The 16769-nt window shown below is 36.0% G+C and carries 14 protein-coding genes; 13 read left to right on the forward strand and 1 reads right to left on the reverse strand.

Translation table 11 applies throughout. The features are described from left to right. Positions 1-188 precede the first annotated feature (188 nt). From C7390_RS06375 to clpB, 7 genes are all read left to right on the forward strand, one after another. The gene (locus C7390_RS06375; RefSeq protein WP_055174337.1) at positions 189-1196 is read left to right on the forward strand and encodes a hypothetical protein; all 1008 of its coding nucleotides are present in this window, start codon (positions 189-191) and stop codon (positions 1194-1196) included. Positions 1197-1364: 168 nt separating this feature from the next. Next, a complete protein-coding gene (locus C7390_RS06380; RefSeq protein ID WP_022502121.1) occupies positions 1365-2132 on the forward strand; it encodes an ECF transporter S component in 768 nt (255 codons plus the stop codon). Positions 2133-2374: 242 nt separating this feature from the next. After that, positions 2375-2797, forward strand: a complete 423-nt coding sequence (queD, locus tag C7390_RS06385; protein WP_055174204.1) for a 6-carboxytetrahydropterin synthase QueD — start codon at positions 2375-2377, stop codon at positions 2795-2797. Between the two features lie 83 nt (positions 2798-2880). Continuing rightward, a complete protein-coding gene (locus tag C7390_RS06390) occupies positions 2881-3624 on the forward strand; it encodes a radical SAM protein (protein WP_055174339.1) in 744 nt (247 codons plus the stop codon). A gap of 1 nt (position 3625) precedes the next feature. Next, complete coding sequence (folE, locus tag C7390_RS06395; protein ID WP_242854094.1) at positions 3626-4213, forward strand: GTP cyclohydrolase I FolE; 588 nt, start codon at positions 3626-3628, stop codon at positions 4211-4213. Beyond that, positions 4179-4856 carry a 7-cyano-7-deazaguanine synthase QueC gene (queC, locus tag C7390_RS06400; RefSeq protein WP_055174205.1) on the forward strand — a complete coding sequence of 226 codons (678 nt, stop codon included), beginning with the start codon at positions 4179-4181 and terminating at the stop codon, positions 4854-4856. Before folE ends, queC begins: the two co-directional genes overlap by 35 nt. Positions 4857-5078: 222 nt before the next feature. After that, on the forward strand, positions 5079-7676 hold the full coding sequence (gene clpB, locus C7390_RS06405) for an ATP-dependent chaperone ClpB (protein WP_116443818.1): 2598 nt from the start codon (positions 5079-5081) through the stop codon (positions 7674-7676). A gap of 130 nt (positions 7677-7806) precedes the next feature. On the opposite strand, the gene C7390_RS06410 is transcribed toward clpB, so the two are convergent. Next, entirely contained in the window at positions 7807-7986 is a 180-nt protein-coding gene (locus C7390_RS06410) for a DUF4250 domain-containing protein (RefSeq protein ID WP_022502115.1), read from the reverse strand. A 309-nt stretch (positions 7987-8295) separates the two neighbouring features. Between C7390_RS06410 and C7390_RS06415 the strand changes: the two genes are divergently transcribed. The 6 genes from C7390_RS06415 to C7390_RS06440 all read left to right on the forward strand — a co-directional run bounded on the left by C7390_RS06415 (position 8296) and on the right by C7390_RS06440 (position 16767). Then, complete coding sequence (locus C7390_RS06415) at positions 8296-10071, forward strand: GGDEF domain-containing protein (protein WP_116443819.1); 1776 nt, start codon at positions 8296-8298, stop codon at positions 10069-10071. Positions 10072-10091: 20 nt separating this feature from the next. Then, positions 10092-12026, forward strand: coding sequence for a BMP family ABC transporter substrate-binding protein (locus C7390_RS06420; RefSeq protein WP_022502113.1), 1935 nt, complete (start codon positions 10092-10094; stop codon positions 12024-12026). A 19-nt stretch (positions 12027-12045) separates the two neighbouring features. Continuing rightward, positions 12046-12636, forward strand: coding sequence for a metallophosphoesterase family protein (locus C7390_RS06425; RefSeq protein WP_022502112.1), 591 nt, complete (start codon positions 12046-12048; stop codon positions 12634-12636). A gap of 152 nt (positions 12637-12788) precedes the next feature. Then, positions 12789-13877, forward strand: a complete 1089-nt coding sequence (gene asd / locus C7390_RS06430) for an aspartate-semialdehyde dehydrogenase (RefSeq protein ID WP_055174209.1) — start codon at positions 12789-12791, stop codon at positions 13875-13877. 222 nt (positions 13878-14099) lie between these two features. Beyond that, entirely contained in the window at positions 14100-14684 is a 585-nt protein-coding gene (gene yfbR / locus C7390_RS06435) for a 5'-deoxynucleotidase (protein WP_116443820.1), read from the forward strand. A gap of 82 nt (positions 14685-14766) precedes the next feature. Beyond that, on the forward strand, positions 14767-16767 hold the full coding sequence (locus tag C7390_RS06440) for a DNA topoisomerase (protein ID WP_055174210.1): 2001 nt from the start codon (positions 14767-14769) through the stop codon (positions 16765-16767). Positions 16768-16769 lie beyond the last annotated feature (2 nt).

The following is a 16769-nucleotide window of genomic DNA, read 5'->3' on the forward strand; positions in this document are numbered from 1 at the left end:
TGATAAGCAGCCATATGAAGAAGGTTAGCTTATTAGAATAAAAGGAGGGAAGTCCTCAGGATATATTCCCTCCTTTTATATATTATGATAAGAGTGCAGAAGATGAAGTGATCATTATAAAATGTGAATTCATTATAATGTGTTTGTATCATAATTATAATGATTTTGTTGAAAAGGAGTTGATTGCTATGCTTTTTAAGCCGCATTGTTTATCCAGAACAACACTTAGCAAGGAAGAGCTTGTAAAAGACAGAAAGAATTGCAGAAAGTTCGGTCCCTGTGGTGTTGGCGAAAAGGCTATATATCTTAATAGCTTTTATTTTGACAGGAGATATTATATTCCACTGTCCAATGTTAAAAGAATATTTAAGAGAGTTGCTATGAGTAAAGGAGGATTTACTGGCAAAGGATTATTTGCAACAATTCCTTATCTTGTTGTTGAGTATGATAATGGGGAAGAGAAGCAATGTAATTTCAAGTTTGAAGAAAATGTAGATTCACTTCTTGCATATATTAAACAGACACATCCTTATATAAGACTTCACAGTGAGGAAGCTGAGAAACGTCTTAAACAAAAAGAAAGACTTAAAGAACAGAAGAAAGCAGTAGCAATCAGTAAAGAAGCTAAGGCAAATGTAGCAGTGCTTAATAACTGTATGGAATATCTTAACCGTAATGAGGAGTTAAGCATACAGTTAAGTGCAGGAGCTAAGAGAAAGAGAGTATATGACAGAAGCAATCCTGCTTACAAATGGGTTGCACTCAGTATAACACTTCTTGGGGCAGCAGCTCTTATATATGGAATATTTGCTCTTATAACACACGCCGGTTTTGCTGTATATTTCTTATTATTTGGACTTGCGGCAATATTCCTTTTTTCAAGTGCCAATGTACTTCCAACAGCGAAGAATAATAAGAAATACATAGAGAGCCACCTTATGAGTGCGGTTGAGGATATGGAAGAATATATACACAATTATCCAGACTTCCCAATTCCAGCGTGGTATGCTCATCCAGTTGTTCTTAAGAGAATGATTGATATTATAGAGGAAGGCAGAGCGGTGAAAGCAGATGAAGCACTTGAAGTATTAAAGAGCGATTTAAAGGCACTTAATTCAAGCGTTGCAGTTGAACAGGAAGAATATGATGAGATAATGGCTATAAAGCCAATGTTCTTAGTAAGGGAGTATCAGTAACTGACCTTATAAATTAATATTAAATTGACACTTTTAATAATGCCTATAAAAGATTATTCTTTCATAATAACAATTAATACATACAAGATATGTATGTTTTAGCTGTTAATTATTACTAATGACTCGTATGCAGATTAATATATATTGCATACCAGATTGGAGGACTTTATGAAAGAAAAATCAAAAAGTATTATTCAGGCTGTTATCGGTGCAGTTATTATGATTATCGGTATTGTGCTTTGTGTTAATACATATGTTGTAAAGGGTAATAAAGCATATGCATTTTCATTACTCGTCACAATAATTGGTGCAGTAGTATTAATCTCGGGCTTATATAATACATTCTGCAAGTCAGAGAAAAAGCCGGTTGATGCCAAAGTTATAGCACAGGCAGCACTTTGTGCAGCATTATGTTATGTTGGTGCAACATTTATTAAGATTGATATTCCGGTAGGAACAGAGAGAACTATGTTTCATTTTGGTAATGTATTCTGCGTTCTTGCAGCATTACTTATAGGCGGTACATGGGGCGGTCTTGCAGGAGCTGTGGGTATGACAATAAGTGATCTTACAACAGCCTATGTTACAAGTGCACCTAAGACATTTATATTAAAATTATGCATTGGTCTTATTGTAGGATTTGTAGCACATAAGTTATTCAAGATATCAAAGGAGCATTCTGCTAAGTATATTACTGTAGCAACAATAGTTTCAAGCATATGCGGTATGGCTTTCAATATTGTGGCAGACCCTGTAGTTGGTTACTTCTACAAGACATATCTTCTTGGGGTACCTCAGGATTTAGCTAAGGCACTTGCAAAGATTGGTGCGATAACAACAACAGTTAATGCTATTATAGCAGTAATTGTAGCTTCAATACTTTATATTGCCTTAAGACCAGTTATGAAGAAGACAGATATGTTAAGAGATTTATAAAATGTTGACAACAGATAATAATTCTGTTATTCTTTCGTATGAATAATAAAAGACAGTTCGTTTGTACCATCCTGTCTTAAAATAAAACCAGGGCTTCAAAACTTAAAATCTGTATAATATGCAATGTATGATAATATGCGTTGTGATCAGATAGAACCATTAAAATGGCGTGTCAGTTGTGAGGTAACTGGCACGCCATTTTATTTAATAGGAAATTTTGATAGAAAATCTAAGGAGCAGATATGTACACATTAAAAACAGAACACAGCTTCGATGCCGCACATTTCTTATACGGCTATGAGGGCAAATGCAGTAACATACACGGACACCGCTGGAGAGTTGTAGCAGAGGTATCAAGTGATGAACTTGAAACAACAGGACAGAACAGAGGAATGTATGTTGACTTTGGAGATTTAAAGAAAGATTTAAAGGAAATCGTAGATTACTTAGACCATTGCCTTATTATAGAAAATGGCAGTTTAAAGGAAACAACACTGAAGGCTTTACAGGATGAGAATTTCAGGATAATACAGTTTGCTTTCAGACCAACAGCAGAGAATATGGCGAAATATTTTTATGATAAAATGAGCGGCAGGGGATACAAGGTGAAACAGATAACTGTTTATGAGACACCGAATAATTCTGCCTCTTATACACAGGATTAGATGTATATACATAAATGCAAGGTATACAGAAATAGGATTAGATGTATATACATAAATATAATATATACAGAAATGAGGAACATATGGGCGAACAGATATTTAATGTCGTAGAACATTTTGCTAGCATTAACGGAGAAGGTGTAAGAGCAGGAGAACTTGCTGTATTTGTAAGGTTCAGAGGTTGTAATCTTGACTGCAGTTACTGTGATACCAGATGGGCAAATGATGTTAATGCTAAGGCAGCTAAGATGAGTGTGTCTGATATTGTTAAGGCAGTGGAAGATGTTAAGATTGACAATGTTACACTTACAGGTGGAGAACCGCTTATTCAGGCAGGGATAGACAAGCTTATAGCACAGCTTCTGATTAGAGGCAGAAACGTTGAGATAGAAACCAATGGAAGCGTTGATATTAATAAGGTAAGAGAAAATGTTAAGGATAACCTTACTACAGCTATGAATGGTCAGGTCATAAACGACATTTATGATAAGGTTAACAATGAAATGGGAAGATTATCAATGACAGCAGATTACAAGCTTGCTGGAAGCAATATGGAACAATATATGAAGCTTGATAATTTTAACAACCTTCAAAGTCAGGACACTGTTAAATTCGTTGTAAGCAGTGAAGAAGATTTAAAGAGAGCATTAGAAATAATAAGACAATATAATCTTGCAGAAAAATGCTATGTATATTTTAGTCCTGTATTTGGAAAGATTGAACCTGTAACAATCGTGGATTTTATGAAGAATAATTTGATTAATGGGGCAAGAGTACAGCTCCAGCTCCACAAATTCATCTGGTCGCCAGATAAGAAAGGAGTATAAATTGAAACAGATAGATACAGAAGCTATAAGATTTCATATAAGAGGAATTCTTGAGGCATTAGGAGATGACCCGGACAGGGAAGGACTGAAAGAAACACCTGACAGAGTAGCAAGAATGTATGAAGAAGTCTTTGAAGGAATGAAGTATTCCAATGATGAGATAGCGGCTATGTTTGATAAGACATTTGCAGAAGATGTGGATGACGAGGGCACATCAAGATACGGTGATATGGTAGTTGTAAAAGATATAGATATATTCAGCTATTGCGAACATCATATTGCACTTATGTACGATATGAAAGTGACAGTAGCATATGTTCCTAAAGGCAGGGTTATAGGTCTTAGCAAGATAGCTAGAATAGCTGATATGGTAGGAAAGAGATTGCAGTTACAGGAACGCATAGGTTCAGACATAGCAGATATAATATGCAAAGTAACAGGTTCAGAAGATGTTGCTGTATTCATAGAGGGCTGTCACAGTTGTATGACAGCAAGAGGAATAAAAAAGACCAACACAAAAACATATACACAGACATTAAGAGGGAGGTTTTCTAATGAAAGCAATGGTTTTATGCAGTGGTGGCGTTGATAGTACAACGTGCCTTGGAATAGCAGTCGATAAGTATGGTGCAGAAAATGTTGTGGCACTGTCAATATATTATGGACAAAGGCACACAAAGGAAATTGAGTCAGCTGATAAGGTAACTGAATATTATGGTGTTGAGCATATATCATTGGATCTTGAAAAGATATTCCAGTACAGTGATTGTTCATTGCTTGCACATTCTGATAAAGAGATACCAGAGGAGTCTTATGCAGAACAGATTAAAAAGACTAACGGAAGTCCTGTGTCAACTTATGTTCCGTTTCGCAATGGCTTGTTCCTTTCAAGTGCGGCAAGCATAGCACTTTCTAAAGGGTGTGAGGTTATATATTATGGGGCACACAGTGATGACGCGGCAGGAAGTGCATATCCTGATTGTAGTGATGAATTTAACAAGGCAATGAATGAAGCGATATATCTTGGAAGTGGTAAGCAGTTAAAGATAGAAGCTCCATTTATTAATAAGACAAAATCACAAGTTGTAAAAATCGGACTTGATTTAAAAGTTCCTTATGAATATACATGGAGCTGTTATGAAGGAGCAGATAAGCCTTGCGGCGTGTGTGGAACGTGTATAGACAGAGCTAAGGCATTTGAGGCTAATGGAGTAAAAGACCCTGCGTTATAAAAAAACGCAGGGTTTATATATTTTTTATAAAATAATTAGCACTCACCTGTTGACAGTGCTAACAACAAGTGATATAACCTGTAATAGGAAATGAGAAAAGAGCATTTTAGAAGAAAAGTAATGAAAAATTGTTCAAAGAATTACAATTGGTCTTTAAAGTGTTATCTGATAATCTTTATTTCCAAGGGAACAATAATTGGGGTTAAGAAAGAGGTGAATTGTATGAACATTCAGAAGTTTACACAGAAATCAATCGAAGCGATTAATAACTGTGAGAAGATAGCTTATGATTATGGTAATCAGGAGATTGACCAGGAACATTTTCTTTATAGTCTTATGACTATTGAAGATAGTCTTATAGCTAACCTTATAGAGAAGATGAATATTGATAAAGATATTTTCTTAAAGAATATTGAACAACTTCTTAATCAGAAGAATAAGGTATCAGGTGATGTTAAGTTATATATAAGCAATGACCTTAATAAGGTACTTGTCAATGCAGAAGATGAAGCCAAGAGAATGGGCGACTCTTATGTGTCAGTTGAGCATTTGATGCTTGCACTTATAGTAGCACCTAACAGAGCAATAAAGCAGCTCTTTAAGACATATGGAATTAACAGGGAGAGCTTTCTTTCAGTACTTGCTACTGTAAGAGGCAACCAGACAGTTACATCAGACAATCCAGAGGCAACTTACGATACACTCAATAAGTACGCTACGGATCTGGTACAAAGAGCAGCCGACGGCAAGCTTGATCCAGTAATCGGACGAGATCAGGAAATAAGGAATGTAATAAGAATTCTTTCAAGAAAGACTAAGAACAATCCGGTTCTTATCGGTGAACCAGGTGTAGGTAAGACAGCAGTTGTTGAAGGACTTGCACAAAGAATTGTAAAAGGTGATGTGCCAGAGAGCCTTAAAGACAAGAAGTTATTTGCTCTTGATATGGGTGCACTTGTGGCTGGTGCTAAATACAGAGGTGAATTTGAGGAAAGATTAAAAGCTGTGCTTGATGAGGTTAAAAAGTCAGAAGGCCAGATTATATTATTTATCGATGAAATTCACACAATTGTAGGTGCTGGTAAGACAGAGGGTTCTATGGATGCTGGTAATATGCTTAAACCAATGCTCGCAAGAGGTGAGCTGCATTGTATAGGTGCGACAACACTTGATGAACACAGACAGTATATTGAAAAAGACCCAGCACTTGAACGTCGTTTCCAGCCTGTAATGGTTGATGAGCCGACAGTTGAAGATACAATATCTATATTAAGGGGGCTTAAGGACAGATACGAAGTATTCCACGGTGTTAAGATTAATGATGGTGCTTTGGTAAGTGCGGCTGTGTTATCAGACAGATATATAACAGACAGATTTCTTCCAGATAAGGCAATTGATCTTGTAGATGAAGCGTGTGCAATGATTAAGACAGAACTTGATTCAATGCCGGCAGAACTTGATGAAATGCAGCGTAAGATTATGCAGCTTGAAATTGAGGAGGCAGCCTTAAAGAAGGAAACTGATAATCTTAGTAAGGAAAGACTTGAAGCTTTAAGAAAAGAGTTATCAGAACTTAAGGAAGAATTTGGCATACAGAAGGCTAAATGGGATTCTGACAAGACAAAGGTTGATAATATCAGCAAGTTAAAAGAAGAACTTGAAAATGTTAATAACCAGATTGCACAGGCAAAGAGAGAATACAATCTTGAGAAAGCAGCAGAGCTTCAGTATGGCAGGCTGCCACAGATAGAAAAGCAGATTGAAGAAGCAGAAGCCAAGGCCAAGAAAGATGGAAGCGATGATTCTTTAGTACACGAGAATGTAACAGAAGAAGAAATAGCTAAGATTATATCAAGATGGACAGGTATTCCAGTGGCCAAGTTAAGTGAGTCAGAAAGGCAGAAGACACTTAATCTTGATGAAACTCTTCATAAGAGAGTTGTTGGACAGGACGAGGCTGTAACCAAGGTTACAGAAGCTATTATCAGGTCTAAAGCTGGTATTAAAGATCCAAGCAAGCCAATTGGCTCATTCTTATTCTTAGGACCAACTGGTGTAGGTAAGACAGAGCTTGCAAAGACACTTGCAGAGAGTCTGTTTGATGATGAGAATAATATAATAAGGCTTGATATGTCGGAGTATATGGAGAAATATTCAGTATCCAGACTTATCGGAGCTCCTCCAGGATATGTAGGATATGATGAAGGTGGACAGCTTACAGAGGCAGTCCGCAGGAAACCATATTCAGTAGTATTGTTTGATGAGGTTGAAAAAGCCCACCCTGATGTATTTAATGTGCTTCTTCAGGTTCTCGATGATGGACGTATAACAGATTCACAAGGTAGGACAGTAGATTTTAAGAATACGATCATAATTCTTACAAGTAATATCGGTTCAACCTACCTTCTTGATGGAATTGATGAGAATGGTAATATTAAAGAGGGGGTTGAGGAACTTGTTATGGGAGATCTGCGTAACAGCTTCAGACCAGAATTCCTGAACCGTCTTGATGAGATTATTATGTTCAAACCTCTTAATAAGGATAATATAGGAAGTATTATTAACCTTCTTATTAATGATGTCAACAGAAGACTCGAAGATAAGGAACTTAAGGTTGTATTATCTGATACAGCTAAAGATTATATCGTTGACCATGGTTTTGACCCAATGTATGGTGCAAGACCTCTTAAGAGATATGTCCAGAAGAGCGTTGAGACACTTGCCGCTAAGCTTATACTTGCCGGCGATGTATCGACAGGGGACAAGATTCTTATAGATTGTGAAAATGGTACTTTAGTTGCTAAAGATATGAAATCATAATTTACTTCATTAGGTAACTTAAAGCGGTATATTTAATATATATACTTAAAGAAAGCTATATGTAAGGTTGTAATAAATGTTTTGAATAAATCGGACATTTGTTATAGCCTTCATATAGCTTTTTTAATAATTATACAAATTGGTTAGTCTTAGGATTGTATACATAATTGATAGCGGTGAGTTTGTCTGTGATACTGCTCTCGTCAACCATATAAGTTTTACATAATTCTGTGAGTGAGCTGTAATTATCCCTTAACTGCATGTTAACAAAGCTAAGAAGCATAACCGGGTCTTTAGGTAAATTATTCATAAAATCCTCATTTCTATACATTTTATATGTCTATATTGGTAACAAGAATTATAATACGACGCTCTAAAGGCATATGCAAATTGTAATTGAAATGTATGTTAATAAATACACAATTAGTTTACAAGTAATAAAAAATGTGCTATTATTCATATAAATAGAGTGCAAAATTACTAATATAATATTAGCGGATTTAATACAATATTTATATCAGGATTGTATGGTTTATATGCTGTATGGTCTTGGGTTGTATAAAGAGGTGGATTTCTATAGGGTGCAGTGGTTTTATAGGAATTTACGGATGGGGGACATATGTTAATATCAGAGGACATTTATAATAACAAATCATCAATGATGTATTGTATGGCATCATTTAATTCTTCATATCTTGTGCTTTTTGCAGATGACTATTTTTATAATTATGCAGGAAAGCTTATTAATATTATTATCACAGAGATGATACATCCTGATTATGTGGGTGAATTTAAAAATGTATGTGAGAGTCTGAAAGAATCAGGTCAGTCCCAGAGAATTATAACGTATATAAAAGGTGGTGACGGACAGTATTTTCTTGTTCATATGTGCCTCGCCAATAATGGGAATATCATTAATGAAGAGCCGGTTATAGATATGAATGTAGTTAATATTTTTATGATGGAGAAGAAATATACAAGGCTTCATAATGATGTGAACAAATACAGGACATATTTGTCAATGTATAATGATTATATGTTTGATTATGATACCGTAACAGATATGTTTTCCCTATATATATACAGAAGCTTCAAGGCAACGATAATATGCAAGATGACACTGGATAAATTCGAAAAGGTGTATATGGAATATCTAAATAATGCAAGACAAAAGCAGGATTTTACAGATTTTGTTAATAAAGTCCGTAATGCTAATGAGGGGTTTAATGGTGAGATTACAGGACCGCTTATTACAGATATGTCCAAGCTTGTTGTATATAACATTGATTGTAAGCTTACATATAAGAATAACAGAGACAGGGTTGTAATTGGGATTATCAAGTCAATTGATAAGCAGAATGAGGTCAGTTATTATGCCACACAGGAGGGGAAGGATTTCTTTACAGGGCTTCTTAATAAAAGAGCCTGCAAGGAATATGTGCAGGACTCAATTGCAACTAATAAAGATATACATTATATGGCTATGATAGATATAGATAATTTTAAAAATGTCAACGATACATATGGGCATCTGTATGGGGATAAAGTTATATTAAAAGTTGCCGCTATTATTAACAGCGCACTTAATGGAAGAGGTATTGTTGGAAGATTTGGAGGAGATGAGTTCTTTATATTTACGAATTGGATAACTAAGGAAAGCCAGCTGCGTTCTATACTTACATTTATCAAGCAGAAAGTAAGGGCGGAGTTAGGGCAGGGAGAGAACAGCTGTGATGTTACTCTTTCTATGGGTGTGTGTAAATATCCAGACAATGGAAGTGATTATGACTCATTATTTAATAAGGCTGATAAATGCCTTTATATTGCCAAGAATAAAGGAAAGAACAGATATATTATATATGATGCACAGAAACACGGCGATTTTCTTGATGATATGGGAAGAAAAGGATTTTCTATGGCACCTATTAAAAAAGGTGAAACACTGGCACAGGAAGTTGCTGATATGTCTATTAATCTTATAAAGAATGGAAGCAGTGTACTTGATAATGTATTACAGAGAGCCTGTAAAGCATTTGAGATTGATGGCATAAGGATATATAATGGAACAACTGGCAGGCTTATTGAATATTATGGTAATTATGTGAAGCTTCCAGACATTAATGATATAGTTAATACTAAAGAATTCTTAGGAATGTTTGATAAGAACCACTATATGACAATTGTGTACACATCGAATATAGAGTCATTTAACAAGAAGCTGTATGATGAAACAATTCAAAGTAATATCGGTGGAATGATATATAGTTACTTTACCAATCAGGCAGGAGATAATATAATTGCATCGTATGATACATTCAATAAAGGTTTTCGATGGAATGAATCAGACAAGAACTATATAATGACACTTACTAAGGTTATTGCAAGTGTGTTGTAATGTAAGAATGGAGGATTAATATGTCAGTACAGGATTATATGAGTGCTCTTAAGCTTGGAAAAAGAGAATATAATGCGTGTGTCAATAAGGGTAAATATCCATATCTTCCAGTTATGGAAAGTATGATGGATGAAGAACAGATAGATTCAGAAGTAAGTCTTGGAATAGACCAGATACCTTTAAGGCTTGTTGTTGGTACATGTACAGCAGGCAGAACTAATGCATTTGCAGATAACTGGATGCCTATTCTTGAATGGGGAAGTGAGTTCTCAGCTAAATGGGCATCACTTAGTGACAGTCAGGTTAATGAGGGAATAAGAGACCCTATTAAAGTATATGAATATATGAATAAATTCTACGTTCTTGAGGGTAACAAGAGAGTTAGTGTTCTTAAATATTTTAATGCGGTGACGGTAAATGCACAGGTTATCCGTAAAGTGCCTAGGAAGTCTGACAATCCTGATGTTAAGATATATTATGAATTTATGGATTTTTATAAATCTACCAAGATTAATGATATATATTTTAGCAAAGAGGGCAGCTTCATAACATTTATGGAGCTTGTTGGAATTACTCCGGGACAGCCAATGGATGAAGATGACAAGAGGGATTTGGTATCAAGTTATCTTAACTTTAGAACAGCTTATGAATCAAGAGGCGGTGACAGATTTGATTATCCGGTTGGAGATGCTTTTTTAAGATTTATTCATATTCACGGATATGATACAGTACGCCATATGACACCGGAGCAGATGGATAAAAATGTAGCTAAGACCTGGGCTGAATTTGAATTATTATCAGATAACAGCGAAGTAGATTTAAGAATGGATCCGGTTACAACACAGCCAGCCAAGAAGAATATATTAAGTTATCTTCTCCCAAGGTCAGGAGGAGAGGCTAATAAAAGGCTTAAGGTTGGATTTATATACGAGAATACACCACAGACATCTGAGTGGTGTTATGCCCACGAATTGGGAAGACAGTATATTGATGAAACCTTTGGAAGCCAGATAGAAACAGTCAGTATTACTAATGTAAGACCAAAGGAAGATGATTATAATGCCATCCAGAGGCTTATTGATGATAATACGGATCTTATATTTGTAACATCGCCATCTATGATGTATGCAAGTCTTAAACAGGCAATAGCACATCCAAAGGCTAAGATACTTAACTGTTCGCTTAATATATCGCATAAGTATATAAGAACTTATTATGCAAGAATGTATGAGGCTAAGTATCTGACGGGGGTTATAGCTGGGGTTATGGCAAAGAGTGACAAGATTGGTTATGTTGCAAGCTGTCCGTTGTATGGTGTTATGGCTAATGTTAATGCTTTTGCTATGGGGGCAAGGGCGGTAAATCCTGATGTTAAGGTATATGTTGAATGGAGTGGCATTAAAGACAATGACATAGAAGCAAGATTTGCAGAACAGGGTATTAACTGTATTTCAGATCAGGATATGATAACACCTAAGAAGACATCAAGAAAGTTCGGTCTTTATGTAACGGACTCAGGTATGGTAAAGCATCTGGCAATGCCTGTATGGCACTGGGGTGTGTTCTACGAGAAGCTTATACAGAGCATATTAAGTGGTTCGTGGAAGAAGGAAGAAGAAGGAGATAAGGTATCAGCACTTAATTACTGGTGGGGTATGTCTGCTGGTGCAATTGACATAATATATGGCGGTGCAGTTCCTGATGAAACGAAAAAGGTTACATCGCTTATAAGGGAAGCAATAGTAAAAGGTGAGTTCAAGCCATTTACGGGTGAATTAAAGGATCAGGATGGAAAGGTGCACAATAAGCCAGACGAAGAACTTGATCCTGATGAGATTATTGAAATGGATTGGCTTCTTGATAATGTTGTTGGCAGAGTACCAGAATATGAAGAACTTGATGATAATTCAAAAATGCTTGTTATCAATCAGGGAATTATAGATGTGAACGATTAGTGAGGAAAGTTAAAAGGTTATGAAGATACTAGTATTAGCTGATGTTGAGTCAAAGTACCTGTGGGATTATTTTGAAAAAGAGAAGCTTGAAGGAATAGACCTTATATTGTCTTGTGGAGATTTAAAAGCAGATTATCTGTCATTTCTTGCTTCATTTTCTAAAGTGCCTATATTATATGTGCGAGGCAATCACGATGATGGCTATGCAGATAAAGAGCCAGAAGGCTGTATATGTATAGAAGATAAGATATATGTATACAATGGAATAAGAATTATGGGACTTGGCGGTTCAATCAGATACAAGAAGGGTATTAACCAGTATACACAAAATCAGATGAAGAAAAGGGCTGCTATGATGTGGCCTAAGATAAAGGTAAAGAAAGGAATTGATATACTGCTTACACATTCTCCGGCGGCAGGGCTTGGTGATGGTGAGGATAATCCACATAAAGGGTTTGAAGCATTTGTTGATATACTTGACAAATACAGTCCCAAATATTTCATACACGGGCATGTACATTTGAATTATTCAAGGGAATTCCAAAGAGAGGAGCAGTATAATAACACAACTATAATTAACGGATATGACAGGTATATATTTGAATATTGATTTTTATACAATTTATCATTAAAAAGCCCTTGCAATATAATTACAGTTATGATAGTATTGTCAAAGCAATGAAAAACAAATGTACGTCACAGAAAGACAAAACGCGCAAATTGTTTTCAGGCAATTAGAATAATAATAATTGGAGGACTATAATGAGCGAGAAGTTAAGAGTTGGTATCCTTGGTGGTACGGGTATGGTAGGTCAGAGATTTATAACATTACTTGAAAATCATCCTTGGTTTGATGTAGTGTTAGTTGCAGCAAGTGGACGTTCAGCAGGAAAGCTTTACGAAGATGCTGTTGAGGGACGCTGGAAGATGCAGACAGCAATGCCAGAATTCGTTAAGAAGATGCCTGTATATGATATGGATAAAGACTTTGATGAGATAGTATCTAAGGTTGATTTCGTATTCTGTGCAGTTAATATGCCAAAAGCAGAGATTAAGGCATTAGAAGAAAGATATGCAAAGGCAGAAGTTCCGGTTGTATCTAACAATAGTGCTAATCGTTGGACACCAGATGTTCCTATGATTCTTCCAGAGGTTAACCCAGAACATACTAAGGTTATAGAGGCACAGAAGAAGAGACTTGGAACTACAAGAGGATTTATAGCTGTAAAGCCTAACTGCTCAATTCAGAGTTATGCACCAGCATTAGCAGCTCTTAAGGAATTCGAGCCAAAGCTTGTTGTAGCTACTACATATCAGGCTATTTCCGGAGCTGGTAAGACATTTGAACAGTGGCCAGAGATGGTTGAAAATATAATTCCATATATCGGTGGAGAAGAAGAAAAGTCAGAAAAAGAACCTCTTAGAATTCTTGGTACAGTTGAGAATGGTGAAATCGTTCCTGCTGCTGAGCCAGTTATTACTTGCCAGTGCTTAAGAGTTCCAGTTCTTGATGGACATACAGCGGCAGTATTTGTTAACTTTGGTAAGAAGCCTACTAAGGAACAGATTATCGAAAAATGGAGAAACTTCAAGGGAGCACCACAGGAGCTTGATCTTCCATCAGCACCAAAGCAGTTTATCCAGTATCTTGAAGAAGATGACCGTCCACAGGTTAAGCTTGATGTTAATTACGAGCATGGAATGGGAATTTCACTCGGCAGATTAAGAGAAGACAGTGTATTTGATTACAAGTTTGTAGGTCTTTCACATAATACATTAAGAGGAGCAGCAGGTGGAGCTGTATTATGCGCAGAACTTCTTAAGGCTCAGGGTTACATTACAGCTAAATAAGATATCAGAATAATTAGTATATAATAGCTATAATATTGGCAGGCGGTTTAGTGTGAGCCATCAATTAATAGTTATTAAGATTAATAAATATATAAGGAAGATGAAAAGGCGTTGAGCCTGATTATCTTCCTTATTTATTTGTAAAATTATACGGAATTTGCAAAAACTTACAATATATCTTATAATATTATAAATATATGGAAGCGTGGAGATGTATGGAATATGAAGAATAATTATTTTTACGCAATGCTGTCAAGAATGAAATATATCAACAGATGGGGGCTTATGAGAAATACACGCAATGAGAACTTGTCCGAGCATAGTCTTGAAGTTGCGTTTATTGCACATGCACTTGGTGTTATTAATAATGAAGTGTTCGGCGGGGATATTAATGCAGAACGTCTTGCGGTACTTGGAATGTATCATGACGTGACAGAGATAATTACAGGGGATATGCCAACGCCTGTTAAGTATTACAGTCCATATATAAGAAATGCGTATAGAGAAGTCGAGCAGGTGGCTAATGAGCAGATGTTATCAGGACTTCCAGAAGTTCTAAGGGCAAGATATGAAGGGCTTCTTTTAGAAACAGAAAATGAAGCAGGATTATGGGAGTATGTTAAAGCAGCTGACAGAATTTCAGCTTATATAAAGTGTATAGAGGAAAAGAAAATGGGGAATTGCGATTTTCTTGAGGCAGAAAAGACAATATATAATTCTATTAGGGATATGAAGATAAAAGAAGCTGATTATTATATGAAAGAATATATACCAGCATTTTTTAAGACTTTAGATGAGTCGAAATAGCTATGGTTTATAAATGATAGCGTTAATATCAAAAATCTATCTGTCAGATAGTGAAAAATAGTATAAAGAATGGAGTGATGATATGGGAAAATCCGTATATATAGCGGAAAAACCGAGTGTTGCGCAGGAATTTGCCAAGGCACTGCATACGGATTTTAAAAGAAAAGATGGTTATCTTGAGGCGGATAATCATATAGTTACATGGTGTGTTGGACATCTTGTTACAATGAGTTATCCGGATGCCTATGATGAGAAATTGAAAAGGTGGAGTTTTGATACACTTCCATTTATTCCACAGACTTTTAAATATGAAGTTATTCCAGCTGTTCAGAAGCAGTTTGATATAGTAAAAGGCATTTTAAACAGAGCTGATGTAGATACAATATATGTATGTACCGATTCGGGACGTGAGGGAGAATATATATACAGGCTTGTAAGGCAGGAAGCCAAGGTAAAGGACAAGCAGGAAAGGCGGGTATGGATTGATTCCCAGACAGAAGAAGAGATTCTTAAAGGTATTAATACCGCTAAAGATATATCAGAATATGATAATCTAAGTGATGCTGCATACTTAAGAGCAAAAGAAGATTATCTTATGGGTATCAATTTTTCGAGGGTTCTTACATTAAAATATGGAAGAAATATTGCCAATTATCTTCATCTTGACAGGGCAGTTGTGTCTGTTGGGCGTGTTATGACCTGTGTTCTGGGAATGGTTGTAAGAAGGGAAAGAGAGATAAGAAGCTTTGTCAAGACACCATTCTACAGGGTTATAGGAACAGCGGATATTAATGAGCATACATTTGACGCCGAGTGGAGAGTGTGTGAGGCAAGCAGATATTATAATACACCATATCTATATAAGGATAATGGGTTTAAGGATAAGGATAAAGCAAGGGAGCTTGTGGATATTTTATCAGAACCACTCCCTGCAGAGGGCGTTGTAAAGGAAGCTTCAAGGAAAAAGGAAACAAAAAATCCTCCGTTATTGTATAATCTTGCAGAAATACAGAACGAATGTAGTAAATTATTCAAGATAAGTCCTGACCAGACACTTAATATAATTCAGGAGTTATATGAAAAAAAGCTTGTTACATATCCAAGAACAGATGCGAGAGTGCTATCAACTGCTGTCTGTAAGGAAATATACAAGAATATAGGAGGCCTAAGAAATTATGCACCAGCCAGAGAGTATGCACAGCAGATATTAGATAGTAATATGTACAAAGGAATAGAGAAGACGAGATATTGCAATGATAAAGCAATAACTGACCATTATGCCATTATTCCTACAGGACAGGGATTTGGAAGTTTATCATCATTATCATCAACTGCACAGAAGACATATGAGATAATTGTCAGAAGATTTCTGAGCATATTCTATCCAGCGGCTATATACCAGAAGGTGAGCATTACCTCAGTTGTAAAAGATGAACAGCTTTATGCTACATTTAAAGTGCTTGTAGACGAGGGCTACCTTAAGGTTGCGAAGAATTCATTCGGAAAGAATAAGATGGCAGATACAGATAAAAATCAGGATGAGCAGGAAAATGCAGATACATCACTGATAGAAAGTCTTAAAAGCTTAAAAAAGGGTTCGCCGATATCATTTAAGGAATTTAATATAAAGGAAGGTGAAACATCGCCACCTAAGCGTTACAATTCGGGTTCAATTATTCTTGCTATGGAAAATGCAGGGCAGTTAATAGAAGATGAAGAATTGAGGGCACAGATAAAGGGTAGTGGAATTGGTACGAGTGCAACAAGAGCAGAGATACTTAAAAAGCTTAACTCCAACCAATACATTTTTACTAATACCAAGACCCAGATAATAACACCTACCCTGCTTGGTGAAATAATATATGATGTTGTCGATAATTCTATTAAGCAGTTGTTAAATCCTGAACTTACAGCAAGCTGGGAAAAGGGGCTTACATATGTTGCTGAGGGAAGTATAACCGCCGACGAATATATGCAGAAGCTGTCAGGCTTTGTTGGAAGAAGAACATTAGCGGTTAAAGACCTGCGTAATCAGGCACAGCTTGTTACGTTATTTAATGAGACCGCAAAAAATTATAAATAAGG

It is taken from the genome of Bacteroides galacturonicus (genome assembly GCF_003096855.1).
Taxonomy (GTDB): Bacteria; Bacillota; Clostridia; order Lachnospirales; family Lachnospiraceae; genus Lachnospira; species Lachnospira rogosae.

Coding starts and splice junctions, on each gene's coding strand:
- C7390_RS06375 (WP_055174337.1), top strand. CDS start 189: ATGCTTTTTAAGCCGCATTGTTTATCCAGAACAACACTTAGCAAGGAA.
- C7390_RS06380 (WP_022502121.1), top strand. CDS start 1,365: ATGAAAGAAAAATCAAAAAGTATTATTCAGGCTGTTATCGGTGCAGTT.
- queD (WP_055174204.1), top strand. CDS start 2,375: ATGTACACATTAAAAACAGAACACAGCTTCGATGCCGCACATTTCTTA.
- C7390_RS06390 (WP_055174339.1), top strand. CDS start 2,881: ATGGGCGAACAGATATTTAATGTCGTAGAACATTTTGCTAGCATTAAC.
- queC (WP_055174205.1), top strand. CDS start 4,179: ATGAAAGCAATGGTTTTATGCAGTGGTGGCGTTGATAGTACAACGTGC.
- clpB (WP_116443818.1), top strand. CDS start 5,079: ATGAACATTCAGAAGTTTACACAGAAATCAATCGAAGCGATTAATAAC.
- C7390_RS06410 (WP_022502115.1), bottom strand. CDS start 7,986: ATGAATAATTTACCTAAAGACCCGGTTATGCTTCTTAGCTTTGTTAAC.
- C7390_RS06415 (WP_116443819.1), top strand. CDS start 8,296: ATGTTAATATCAGAGGACATTTATAATAACAAATCATCAATGATGTAT.
- C7390_RS06420 (WP_022502113.1), top strand. CDS start 10,092: ATGTCAGTACAGGATTATATGAGTGCTCTTAAGCTTGGAAAAAGAGAA.
- C7390_RS06425 (WP_022502112.1), top strand. CDS start 12,046: ATGAAGATACTAGTATTAGCTGATGTTGAGTCAAAGTACCTGTGGGAT.
- asd (WP_055174209.1), top strand. CDS start 12,789: ATGAGCGAGAAGTTAAGAGTTGGTATCCTTGGTGGTACGGGTATGGTA.
- yfbR (WP_116443820.1), top strand. CDS start 14,100: ATGAAGAATAATTATTTTTACGCAATGCTGTCAAGAATGAAATATATC.
- C7390_RS06440 (WP_055174210.1), top strand. CDS start 14,767: ATGGGAAAATCCGTATATATAGCGGAAAAACCGAGTGTTGCGCAGGAA.